Raw genomic sequence first — 11,359 nt, 5'->3', positions numbered from 1 at the left:
ATCTTATATAGTCACTAAATATTATGTCTAAAAAATGCGAATTAACCGGTAAAATACCTATGAAAGGTCACAATGTTAGTCATGCTAACAACAAGACTAATAGAAGATTTTTACCAAATTTAAAAAAAACTAAATTTACAAGTGAACTTTTAAAAAGAAGTTTGACATTGACTGTAAGTAACGCAGGTATGAGATGTGTCGATAAAAAAGGTACTTTTGATCAATTTTTAAAGACAGCAAAAAATAAAAACATATCGCCAAGATTAAAAAAATTAAAAAAAAGTATATTAATTAAGTCACCATTTATAAAAAAAGCACCCAAAGTATCTCCTAGTAAATCAGCTTAATGAAAAAAGTTTTTATAACACTCTCATTTGTAATGGGGATTGTTGTCTTAGCTTCAAATTATTTAGTACAATTTCCAATTAATTATTATGGTTTAGAAGAAATACTAACCTATGGAGCATTTAGTTATCCTGTTGCATTTCTGATAACAGATTTAGCAAATAGATCATATGGCAAAGTTATTGCTAGAAAAATTGTTTATATTGGATTTATTATAGGAATTGCATTCACATTATTTTTTTCAACAAACTTTGCAGATTTAATTTCAGTTAGAATAGCTATTGGGTCTGGTACGGCATTTTTAGTTGCACAATTATTAGATGTCCAAATTTTTGATAAATTGAGAAAAAAAAGATGGTTTGTGGCACCATTAACATCTTCACTAATTGGTTCTACAATTGACACACTTTTGTTTTTTTCAATATCTTTTTATGCGACAGGTATACCTTGGGTAACGCTATCTCTAGGAGACTTAGCGGTTAAAGTATTAGTTGCGTTACTAATGTTAATTCCATTCAGATTATTACTAGGAACACTTAAGACCTCTAAAGCTTAATATAAAAATTTGTAAGATAAAATTTTATAGGCAAGTTTTGCTACAAGGAAATTGTAAGAGTTAAAACCTTTTATAGGTGAAAGTTCATTTATATCTGCACCAACAATATTAGAATTTTTAGCAGCTATTCTTATAATATCTAAAGTTTCATCCCATAGCAATCCGCCTGGTTCAGGAGTTCCGGTTGCAGGCATTATGCTTGAATCTAATCCATCTACATCAAAAGTGAGATAAACAGTTTTATTTTTTATCATTTTTTTAAATTTCTTTAAGTCCCAATCTTTTTTATCTTTTGCCCAAAAAATATTAATTCTAGATGAATTTTTTTTTAAAAAAGGTATTTCACTTTGAGATATGTTTCTGATCCCAAATGAAATTAAAGAAACATTTTTATGATCTAGGCACCTTTTAATAGCTGAAGCATGAGAGAATTTTTCACCATTATAACTTTCTCTTAAATCTGCGTGGGCATCAAAATGTAGTAAGCATATTTCTTTGTGTTTTTTTACAAATGGAGCAATACAGCCTGGTGTTATTGAGTGTTCTCCACCAAAGGTGATTGGAAACAGTTTTTTATCTAATATTTCTTGATTTATATCAGACATCTTTTTTAAAGCTTTTTTAATATTCTTATCAATTTTAAACGGTTTTAAAGTTTTAATTCCAATTTTCTTATAGGGTTCGCAATGCAATTCTTCATCATATAATTCAACTTGATGTGAAGCTTTAATAATTTCTTTAGGACCATTTCGAGTGCCACCACCATAACTTACAGTTTTTTCTAAACCAAATGGAACAACTACTACTTTTTCTTTAAAATTAACATCATTGTCAATTCCAAGAAATCCATTTTTATTAGAAAGATATTTCAATTTTATTTAAATATTTTTGAGAAGTTTTTTCTCGTTCTATTTTTCCAGTCACCCTTATGATATGCATCACTTGCAATCAAAGGAAGGACACTAGTTGCTTCTGCAAAAACCATCTGTTCTTTTGCAATATCTACTTTACCCCAAGAGCTCGCTTCTTTTAATGTAGAACTACTACAAGCGCCATCTCTAGAATCTGCTACTGTAATTTGTACTGCATATTTATGCATCTCAACTTCTTTTCCTAAGAGTTCAGCACAGATAACTGTGTCTTGAACAAAATTTTTAGGAACACCTCCTCCGATCATAAACAAACCAGATCCTTTTGATTGAATTTTTATTTCTGTTAACTCACGAAGCTCTCTAATTGAATCTATTGTAATATGATTTTTAGGATTATTTTCCTGATGAGTCACCAATCCAAAACCAGCACTTGAGTCTGTAAATGCAGGACAGAATATAGGAACATTATTGTGATATGCCGTTTCAATTAATGAATCTTTTTTTTTAGAATGCTTCTTTAAATATTTTCCCATTTCATAAATGAATTCTCTTGAAGTATAACTTCTTGGTTCCAGGGTATCAGCTATTTCACATATTCTTTTGTCACATTCTTGCAACTCTTCCTCATCAATATATGTATCGTAAATTCTATCTATATAGTTTTTTCTTAACTCAGTATCATCTTGAAACTGTGAACCTTGATAGTGTTTAAAGCCTAAAGCTTCAAAAAAATCCATGTCTACTATAGATGCTCCTGTAGCAATAATTGCATCAACCATATTATATTTAACTAAATCTTTATAAATATTCATACATCCTGCAGCAGAAGTTGACCCAGCAAGTGTTAAAAAAATTGTGCAATCCTTATCTTGAATCATTTCATTGAAAATATTGGCTGCATTTGCTGTTTCCCTTGAAACAAAAGACATTTTTTCCATTGAGGAAATTATCTTTCTTGCATCAAATGATGTAATATCGATATGTTCAACAGGATTTTGTAAGAAGCTTTTTTTGCTATTATGAGTTAAATTTTTGTTTTCTGACATTAGGCAACTAATATATCTTTATTAATGTCTTTACCATACAGCGTCATTATAGGTTCATCTTCTACCTCATAAATTTCATTAGAATAAAAACCATTAAATTGAGTTCTAAAAGTTAGACCATAGGCTCCGAGCTGACCTAGCTCAATATAATCATTTTCTTTAATATTATTTGGAAGTAGAAATGGTCCTTTCATATAGTCCATGCTATCGCATGTAGGGCCATAAAAATCAAAAGCAGTTAATTTTTTTGATATTGCTTTTCCACTTTTAATCAAACGAGAAGGGTAAACTATGTTTGGTGTACCTGCATCAAAAAGAGTTCCATAAGTTCCATCATTTATATAAAGTTTTTGTTTTTTTCTAAGATTTACCCTTACAATTGTTGATCCGCTTTCTGCAACTAATGCTCTTCCAGGTTCACACAATATTTCAGGAAGTTTTTCCAACTTTAAATTTAATAAACCTTTTTTTATTTCTTCAAAATAACCGTCTAAAGATTGAGGTACAAGATCAGGATATATAGCAGGAAAACCACCTCCAATATTAATATAATCAGGAATAATTTTTGTTTTTCTTATTATATTTCTAATATCTGCAATTCCTTTTGAATAAGAAATGGGATGCATGCATTGAGATCCCACATGGAAACTTAAACCTATTTTTTTTGCATATTGCTTTGTTAATCTTAATAAAGCAGTCGCTTCAGATATAGATGCTCCAAATTTTGTTGATAAATCTATTTCAGCATGCTCATTTGAAACGGCCACTCTTACAAATAATTCAAGGTCTTTTGCCTCGTTAGTTGTTTCAATAATTTTTATTAATTCATCTTTAGTATCAAGGGAAAAAGCTTTAACATTATAATTAAAATAAGCTTCTTTAATACTTTCTCTACTTTTGACTGTGTGCATATATGAACATTTTGCATTAGGATTAATTGCTCTTATATCTTTAATTTCTTGAATAGAGGCTATATCAAAGTTCTCAATCCCACTCTCTACTATTGTTTTTAGTACTTCAGGATGTGAGTTAGTTTTAACAGCATATAGCACTTTACCAGGAAATTTATTTCTAAAATATGTAGAAGCTAATTGTATTGATTTTTTCCTAATACAATAAATAGGTTTTTCTGGCTTTAGTTGACTTATAAGATCATCAACTGTTTTAAATTTTTGCATTATGTCTCCAAAAAAAATTTAATAAAAAAAAGTTTTTAAAAATACTTAAAAACTTTCATATAAATTATGCAATTAAGGCAATAATTAATTAATGTAAAGTAAATAATAAGTGTTGAAATTTTTATATAAGGCCCCATATCAACTGTATGGATAAACTGAATAATTTAAAAAAACTGAGTGATTTTGAGAATAAAACCTTATTAATCGTTGATGATGACAATCCTTTCAGAGACAGGCTTGCTAGAGCAATGGAAAAAAAAGGGTTTGAGGTTTTTCAAGCTGAAAGTGTACAAAAAGGTATCCAAACCGTTATAGAAAAAAAACCAGGCTTTGCTGTTGTTGACCTTAGACTAGCTGATGGAAACGGGCTTCAAGTAGTAAAACAAATTCAAATTTCTAATCAAAGTAGTAGAATTATAATGTTAACAGGATATGGAAATATTCCAACAGCTGTAGCTGCAATCAAAGAGGGTGCCATTGACTACCTTGCAAAGCCGGCAGACGCAGATGATGTTGAGAAAGCATTACTAGCCGATCCAGAGAAAAAAGCTGAACCACCAGAAAACCCTATGTCGGCTGATAGAGTTAAGTGGGAACACATTCATAGAGTTTTTGAATTATGTAATAGGAATGTATCTGAAACTGCTAGAAGACTTAAAATGCACAGAAGAACATTACAAAGAATTTTATCCAAAAGATCCCCTAGATAAAATTTCTAAACTTAATAATCTTTTTAGCCAATATAGTTAACAAGCATATCTTAAATAATTCAGCTAATAAAAATGGTGTAACACCTAATTCAAGAATTGGCTTATCCCATCCAATTAAAGTTCCCAACCAAATAGCTCCAAATACATAGATTACAGAAACAGAAAATATTAATTTTCCAAAAATTATAAAAATATTTTTGTTAAGATCTAAATAGCCTGCAAAAAAAGAAGCAAATAAAAATCCAATTAAATATCCCATTGTTGGACCAGTGAAGTAAACTAAGCCCACACCTTTTTCAGGTGAATTAGAAAATACTGGTATTCCAATAATTCCTTCAAGAAGATAAACACATACTGTTGCAAGTCCTATCTTGTAACCAAAAGCTAAGCCTAAAAAAAGAACAACAAATGTCTGCATTGTCATTGGCACAGGGTAAAATGGTATTTTTAATTTAGCTGAAATAGTTAAAGCCATTGTTCCTATAAAAATTAGAATAAATGTTTTTAATACTTTTTGAATTGAATTAGTTTTTAATAGATCCATATCTACAAATTACTATTTATTAATGTGATAATCTAGTTTTTTATTAGTCTTAAGAAAACATCCTCTAAATCACCATCATCAGTTGAAATATCTATTATTTTTACATTATTTTTCTTAATTAAATTAATTAATTCTTCCATATTAATTTTACTTTTTTCATAAGAAACACAAACATCATTATCTATGTGTGAAACTATTTTTAAAGATTCTAGATCGTCATCATTAATATTAATCTTTATGTCAGTTTTAAAGGTTACTTTTTTGGTTTGAATTCTGTCTAATAAATTCTTAGTGCTGTCTAGAGCAACAATATTTCCTTTATTTAATATAGCTATTCTTCCACACATTTCCTCAGCCTCCTCAAGATAATGAGTTGTTAGAATGATTGTTACACCAAGTTCATTGAGTAATTTTACATTTTTCCATAAATTTTGTCTTAACTCAACATCAACGCCAGCTGTAGGTTCGTCCAAAATAACTATTGGTGGCTGATGAACTAAAGCTTTAGCCATTAGTAATCTTCTTTTCATCCCACCAGATAAACTTCTAGCATAGCTGTTAGCTTGTTTTTCTAGGGATACCAATTTTAGAATCGTATCTGTAATTCTATCTTTTTCTTTAATTCCATAGAGACCAGCCTGTAACTCTAATAATTTCCTTGGACTAAAAAATGGATCAAGATTTACTTCTTGAGGCACTATTCCAACCGAAGCTCTAACTTGTCGTGGGTTCTTATCTAGGTCAAAACCCCAGACATTTACTTGTCCTGCTGTTTTTACCACTGTTCCTGCTAAAATATTTATAAATGTTGTTTTCCCAGCACCATTAGGACCCAGAAGACCAAAAATTTCTCCTTCTTTCACGTCCAAGTTTAAATCATTTAATGCAAGATTATCTCCAGTCTGTTTACTTGAATAAATTTTTTTTAAGTTTTTAACAGAAAGTATATTTTTTTGCTCCATGCGTGTTAATACATTTATAGTATTTAAAATTATTAAGATAATATTATTTAATGGATAAAATTAAAAAAACAGACCATTTTTATTTAATAGATGGTTCGGGTTATATTTTTAGAGCTTATTACGCATTACCACCTCTAACTAGAAAAAGTGATGGTTTACCTGTTGGTGCAGTTAGTGGATTTTGTAGCATGCTATTTAAACTATTAGAAGATTCAAAATCGAATGAAAATCTTCAAAAACCTACACACTTTGCAGTAATATTTGATGCAGCTAGAAAAACTTTTAGAAATGAAATTTATTCAGACTACAAAGCTAATAGATCAGAAGCACCAGATGATTTAGCACCACAGTTTGAATATATAAGAAAGTCTGTAGTTGCTTTTAATTTACCATCTGTAGATCTTCCAAATTATGAAGCAGATGATTTAATAGCTACTTATGCAGAGCAAATTTTAGCAAAGGGTGCGAAGGTAACAATAGTCTCCTCAGATAAAGACTTAATGCAATTGTATAGAAAAGACGTTCGTATATTCGATCCAATGAAAAATAAATTTATAACATCTGAAGATATAGTAACCAAATTTGGAGTGGGTCCAGAAAAAGTTATAGATGTTCAGTCCTTAGCTGGAGACAGTAGCGATAATGTTCCAGGAGTTCCAGGTATAGGCGTTAAGACTGCAGCAGAACTGATTAACAAGTATGGAACTTTAGAAAAATTATTAGATAACGCCCAAGAAATAAAACAAAATAAACGAAGAGAAACACTTATAGAAAACAAAGATAAAGCGATAATTAGTAAAAAATTAGTAACACTAATGAAGGATGCTCCAGTTGAAAGAAAGATAGAAGAATTTCATCTAAAGGAGATTGATAAAGATAAGCTATATAAATTCTTAAGAGAAATGGAGTTTAATAGACTTCTTAGCTCTGTCATTTCTGCATATGGAGAACCTGAATTGGAAGAAACCGCAACAGAAGCAAAGCCTGAGAAAAAACAACAAAGTATAAATAAAAAAAATTATTATCTAATCACTAGTGAAAAAGAAATAGATGAGTGGATTAATGAAGCAGAAGAAGCTGGAGAACTAGCAATTGATACTGAAACTAGCTCACTAGACGCACATCAAGCTGATTTAGTGGGAATTTCATTAAGCACAAAAATTGGTAAGGCTTGTTACATTCCAATTGGTCATAAGTTTAAAGGATGTTTAAAAAAAGAAGGTGTAATTAAAAAACTAAAACCACTTTTGGAAGACAAAAGCGTAAAAAAGATTGGCCAAAATATTAAGTTTGATTTTATTGTTTTGTTTAAACAGGGGATTAATATGAATTCAATGGAAGATACAATGTTGATGTCTTATGTATTGGATGCTGGAAAAAATAGACATAACATGGATACCTTGTCTGAGATTCATCTACAGCATAAAACAATTTCATTTAAAGAAATTGTTGGCACAGGTAAGAAAGAAATAAATTTTAGTGATGTAGAGCTAGATAAGGCAATGGAGTATGCTGCTGAAGATGCTGATATTACTTATAGATTATACAAAATATTTAGTAAAAATTTAAAATTAGAAAAATTAACTAACATTTACGAAATTTTTGAAAAACCTTTAATTAAAATATTAGCATTTATGGAAATTGAAGGAATAAAAATTGATAATAAATTTTTAAAGGTGTTGTCTGAAAAATTTGAGAAAAAAATCAGTAAATTAGAAAAAGAGGTTTTTAAAATTTCAAAAAAAGAATTTAATATTGCCTCACCAAAACAATTAGGTGAAATTATTTACAATGATTTAAAGATTGCTGTACTTAAAAAAACTAGAAAAGGAAGTTTTGCCACAAACGCAAGTGTGTTAGAAGACTTAGCATTTAAAGGACATGAATTTCCTAAATTAATTCTTGATTGGAGACAGGTATCTAAACTTAAAAATACTTATTCAGATGCTTTACCTGAACATATTAATCCAACCACTAAACGAGTTCATACCTCATTTTTATTGGCAGCAACAACAACAGGAAGGCTAGCTTCCAGTGATCCAAATCTACAAAATATTCCTATTAAATCAGAGGATGGCAAGGATATAAGAAAAGCTTTTATAGCAGAAAAGGGCTTCACATTAATATCTGCAGATTATAACCAAATTGAAATGAGAATTTTAGCTGACTTGGCAGAAGTCAAAGAGCTGAAAAAAGCGTTTAGTAACGATGAAGACATTCATTCTCTTACAGCAAGCCAAGTATTTAATGTTGATATTAAAAAAGTAGACCAAGACATGAGAAGGAAGGCCAAGGCTATTAATTTTGGAATAATTTATGGTATTTCACAATATGGGCTCGCAAAACAAATCAACGTTTCAAATCATGAAGCAGATGAATTTTTAAATGCTTATTTTTTAAAATTTCCTGAAATAAAAATTTATATGGATAATACAATTAAGTTTTGTAGAAAAAGTGGCTATGTAAATAATATTTTTGGTAGAAGATCTCATTTTAATGGAATTAATGATAAAAATTTCAATGTAAGAAATTTTCAAGAAAGAGCAGCTATCAATGCTCCCATTCAAGGGTCAGCATCTGAAATCATGCGACTTGCAATGATTAGACTTAACAAAAAATTTGAAAGCATTAAAAATAATAAATCAAAAATATTATTGCAAATTCATGATGAACTAATTTTTGAGGTTCCGGTAAAAGAAGTTAAAAATATAACTGAAATAATCAGGGATGAAATGACAAGTGTTACAGAAAGTGATTTACACACTTTTTCAACACCATTGACGGTAGACGTTAATACAGGGGACAATTGGGGAATACTTCATTAATTTATCTCCATTGCCTAAATTAGAACAATTTAGTATTTTTAAAGTAGATTATGCAAACACAAACAATAGCTCTTATTGATGATGATAGAAATATACTCACAAGTATAAGTATAGCGCTCGAAAAAGAGGGCTTTAAAGTTCAAACGTACATTGATGGAGAAAGTGCTTTAATTGGCTTAACTAGAAATCCCCCAGACCTTGCTGTTATAGATATCAAGATGCCAAAAATGGATGGTGAAGAACTTTTAAAAAAATTAAGAAAAAAAACTTCCTTACCCGTAATTTTTTTAACTTCAAAAGATGATGAGATAGATGAATTGTTAAGTTTAAAGTTAGGTGCAGATGATTTTATAAAAAAGTCAGGAGGTTTTTCTATTAAAGTTTTAATAGAAAGAATAAGGGTTCAGCTTAGAAAAAAAGATGTTAATAATAATCTTGAAGATACAAAAAATATTATTTCACATGGGAAGCTAAAACTTGACCCCTCACAACTTGAATGTGAATGGGATAACAAACAACTACCAGATAAACTTACCACTACGGAATTTTTAATAGTTAAAGAATTAGCAAAGAGACCAGGAATAATAAAAGAAAGAGCTCAACTTATGGATATTGCTTATCGAGAAGATACGGATATTGAAGATAGAACTATTGATAGTCATGTTAAAAGAATTAGAAAAAAATTTAAAAAAGTTGACCCTGATTTTACAGCTATAGAAACAAGATATGGCAGTGGATACAGATGGAACGTTAGTTAATGTTCAGCAATTTTCTAAAAAGTTTATCTATATTAAAAAAATTTTTATTTATTAATTTAGTTATTTTTTTAATTATAGGGTGTTTAACAGCTCTATACATTAGCAATGCAAAACCTAATTTAATAAAAAATAAAACATCCAAGCATATTCAGATAATTAACAATACAATTGAGCATATTTTAAGATTAAATATAAAATTTGAAGAAGAGGATATTAGAAGATTTTTATTTTCAACAAGATTTTTATTTCAAAATCTAGACAGAGTTATCTTATTTGATAATCAATTTAATTTAGTAGGTGATACTGATACACTAGATTTAGATCCAAGATCTTTTTCTAGCAGGCTAGATATAGTCGAGTTAGAAATTTTAAATAAAGAAAAAAGCAAAAAAATTGTAGAAACAAAAAATTTAAATAAAGAAAAAACTGTTTCACTTAAAGATGTTCTTACTAATTATTCGTGGTCAAAAGATTATGGAAAACCCTTTACCTTTACTCAGGAAGGCTATGATCAGTTTTTATTAACAACAGTTAAAAACATAACATTGAATGGAGTTAATATTGGATATCTAGTAATCACTGAAAATGCTAATGATGTTAAATCTGCTATTGATGAAAGAAAAAAATTTATTTTAAGAACAGCAATATTTATAATTATAGTAATATTTATATTCTCTTTTGTTTTAAATAGATATTTTCTTAAGCCTATAAAAAACTTAGTAGCGTATACAAAAATTATAAAAGAAAAGAGTAAAAAAAAAACAAATATCAATGAGCTCAAAAGTAGAAATGATGAATTGGGAACTTTGTCAAATTCGTTAGATGATATGACGAGTGAACTTCAAAAAAGAATTTCACATGCAGAAAATTTTTCAACTGACCTTGTTCATGAGATAAGAAACCCCTTAACATCATTAAAAAGTGCTTCAGAAATATTAAATGAGACTGATGATCGGGCTCAAAGAAGTAAATTAATTAATATTCTCAATCATGACGTTCAAAGAATTGAAAGATTAATCACTGATTATTCTCAAATATTAAAAGATGAGGTTGCATTAAGTAAAGAAAAGATGAAAAAGATTAATCTCAAGTTAATTGCAAGGTCTGTAGTAGATGATTTTAATAATATTTATGAAGCAAAAAGAGGAATTAAAATAATGTTAAACGATCAAGACAATCAAGAAGAATATTTTATAAATGGAATAGAAAATAGAATTGAGCAAATTATTGCAAATTTATTAGATAATTCAATTTCCTTTAGTGAGGATAATAAAGAAATATTAGTTGAAATTTACAAAGGAGATAAAGACAAGATTATTTTAAAAGTTATTGATGAAGGTAAAGGATTTAAAGAAAAAGATACAAAAAAAATATTTGATAGATTCTATAGTAATAGACCAGATACCTTTGGTGAGCACTCTGGTTTGGGTTTAAATATAGTAAAAAACCTTGTTGATCTTCATGGTGCTACTATCAATGCTTCAAACAATGTCTCTCAAAGGGGTGCAAATGTTGAGATTGTCTTTCATAAAGTTTAATCATAAGTTGATTAATTAAATTTTT

Annotated in this window: 11 protein-coding genes; 6 read left to right on the top strand and 5 right to left on the bottom strand. The window is 28.9% G+C overall.

Features of this window, described 5'->3' with window-relative positions; genetic code table 11:
- The first annotated feature begins 23 nt into the window (after nt 1-23).
- Together rpmB and ABXT58_RS06350 are read left to right on the top strand one after the other, a co-directional pair.
- Complete coding sequence (gene rpmB, locus ABXT58_RS06355; protein WP_415303823.1) at nt 24-347, top strand: 50S ribosomal protein L28; 324 nt, start codon at nt 24-26, stop codon at nt 345-347.
- Nucleotides 347-901 (top strand): queuosine precursor transporter, encoded by a 555-nt coding sequence (locus tag ABXT58_RS06350; protein ID WP_415303822.1) that lies wholly within the window; start codon nt 347-349, stop codon nt 899-901. Before rpmB ends, ABXT58_RS06350 begins: the two co-directional genes overlap by 1 nt.
- Here ABXT58_RS06350 and speB read toward each other — a convergent pair.
- The 3 genes from speB to ABXT58_RS06335 are packed head-to-tail and all read right to left on the bottom strand — an operon-like array spanning nt 898 to nt 3,997.
- The gene (gene speB, locus ABXT58_RS06345; RefSeq protein ID WP_415303821.1) at nt 898-1,773 is read right to left on the bottom strand and encodes an agmatinase; all 876 of its coding nucleotides are present in this window, start codon (nt 1,771-1,773) and stop codon (nt 898-900) included. The two genes, ABXT58_RS06350 and speB, sit on opposite strands and share 4 nt — an antisense overlap.
- Before the next feature lie 2 nt (nt 1,774-1,775).
- Nucleotides 1,776-2,819 (bottom strand): 1,9-bis(guanidino)-5-aza-nonane synthase, encoded by a 1,044-nt coding sequence (locus ABXT58_RS06340; RefSeq protein WP_415303820.1) that lies wholly within the window; start codon nt 2,817-2,819, stop codon nt 1,776-1,778.
- Nucleotides 2,819-3,997: a type III PLP-dependent enzyme gene (locus tag ABXT58_RS06335; protein ID WP_415303819.1), complete on the bottom strand. Its 1,179-nt coding sequence runs from the start codon at nt 3,995-3,997 to the stop codon at nt 2,819-2,821. Before ABXT58_RS06335 ends, ABXT58_RS06340 begins: the two co-directional genes overlap by 1 nt.
- A 146-nt stretch (nt 3,998-4,143) precedes the next feature.
- On the opposite strand from ABXT58_RS06335, the gene ABXT58_RS06330 reads away from it, so the two are divergent.
- A complete protein-coding gene (locus ABXT58_RS06330; protein WP_415303818.1) occupies nt 4,144-4,707 on the top strand; it encodes an ActR/PrrA/RegA family redox response regulator transcription factor in 564 nt (187 codons plus the stop codon).
- On the opposite strand, the gene ABXT58_RS06325 is transcribed toward ABXT58_RS06330, so the two are convergent.
- Together ABXT58_RS06325 and ABXT58_RS06320 are read right to left on the bottom strand one after the other, a co-directional pair.
- A complete protein-coding gene (locus tag ABXT58_RS06325; protein ID WP_415303817.1) occupies nt 4,700-5,251 on the bottom strand; it encodes a biotin transporter BioY in 552 nt (183 codons plus the stop codon). The two genes, ABXT58_RS06330 and ABXT58_RS06325, sit on opposite strands and share 8 nt — an antisense overlap.
- 32 nt (nt 5,252-5,283) lie before the next feature.
- Nucleotides 5,284-6,213, bottom strand: coding sequence for an ABC transporter ATP-binding protein (locus ABXT58_RS06320; RefSeq protein WP_415303816.1), 930 nt, complete (start codon nt 6,211-6,213; stop codon nt 5,284-5,286).
- Between the two features lie 50 nt (nt 6,214-6,263).
- On the opposite strand from ABXT58_RS06320, the gene polA reads away from it, so the two are divergent.
- The 3 genes from polA to ABXT58_RS06305 are packed head-to-tail and all read left to right on the top strand — an operon-like array spanning nt 6,264 to nt 11,334.
- Nucleotides 6,264-9,038, top strand: a complete 2,775-nt coding sequence (gene polA, locus ABXT58_RS06315; protein ID WP_415303815.1) for a DNA polymerase I — start codon at nt 6,264-6,266, stop codon at nt 9,036-9,038.
- A 50-nt stretch (nt 9,039-9,088) separates the two neighbouring features.
- On the top strand, nt 9,089-9,796 hold the full coding sequence (locus ABXT58_RS06310; RefSeq protein ID WP_415303814.1) for a response regulator transcription factor: 708 nt from the start codon (nt 9,089-9,091) through the stop codon (nt 9,794-9,796).
- Complete coding sequence (locus ABXT58_RS06305; protein ID WP_415303813.1) at nt 9,796-11,334, top strand: sensor histidine kinase; 1,539 nt, start codon at nt 9,796-9,798, stop codon at nt 11,332-11,334. The genes ABXT58_RS06310 and ABXT58_RS06305 overlap by 1 nt, the downstream gene beginning before the upstream one ends.
- Nucleotides 11,335-11,359: the final 25 nt, after the last annotated feature.

This window comes from Candidatus Pelagibacter sp. Uisw_090, assembly GCF_047717845.1.
Classification (GTDB): domain Bacteria; phylum Pseudomonadota; class Alphaproteobacteria; order Pelagibacterales; family Pelagibacteraceae; genus Pelagibacter.
This window is presented reverse-complemented; position numbering and strand designations above follow the sequence as displayed.

Excerpts from the sequence above, each read along its gene's own strand:
- ABXT58_RS06325 (WP_415303817.1), bottom strand. The coding sequence starts at position 5,251 with ATGGATCTATTAAAAACTAATTCAATTCAAAAAGTATTAAAAACATTT.
- polA (WP_415303815.1), top strand. The coding sequence starts at position 6,264 with ATGGATAAAATTAAAAAAACAGACCATTTTTATTTAATAGATGGTTCG.
- ABXT58_RS06340 (WP_415303820.1), bottom strand. The coding sequence starts at position 2,819 with ATGTCAGAAAACAAAAATTTAACTCATAATAGCAAAAAAAGCTTCTTA.
- ABXT58_RS06330 (WP_415303818.1), top strand. The coding sequence starts at position 4,144 with ATGGATAAACTGAATAATTTAAAAAAACTGAGTGATTTTGAGAATAAA.
- rpmB (WP_415303823.1), top strand. The coding sequence starts at position 24 with ATGTCTAAAAAATGCGAATTAACCGGTAAAATACCTATGAAAGGTCAC.
- ABXT58_RS06320 (WP_415303816.1), bottom strand. The coding sequence starts at position 6,213 with ATGGAGCAAAAAAATATACTTTCTGTTAAAAACTTAAAAAAAATTTAT.
- ABXT58_RS06335 (WP_415303819.1), bottom strand. The coding sequence starts at position 3,997 with ATGCAAAAATTTAAAACAGTTGATGATCTTATAAGTCAACTAAAGCCA.
- ABXT58_RS06305 (WP_415303813.1), top strand. The coding sequence starts at position 9,796 with ATGTTCAGCAATTTTCTAAAAAGTTTATCTATATTAAAAAAATTTTTA.
- ABXT58_RS06350 (WP_415303822.1), top strand. The coding sequence starts at position 347 with ATGAAAAAAGTTTTTATAACACTCTCATTTGTAATGGGGATTGTTGTC.
- ABXT58_RS06310 (WP_415303814.1), top strand. The coding sequence starts at position 9,089 with ATGCAAACACAAACAATAGCTCTTATTGATGATGATAGAAATATACTC.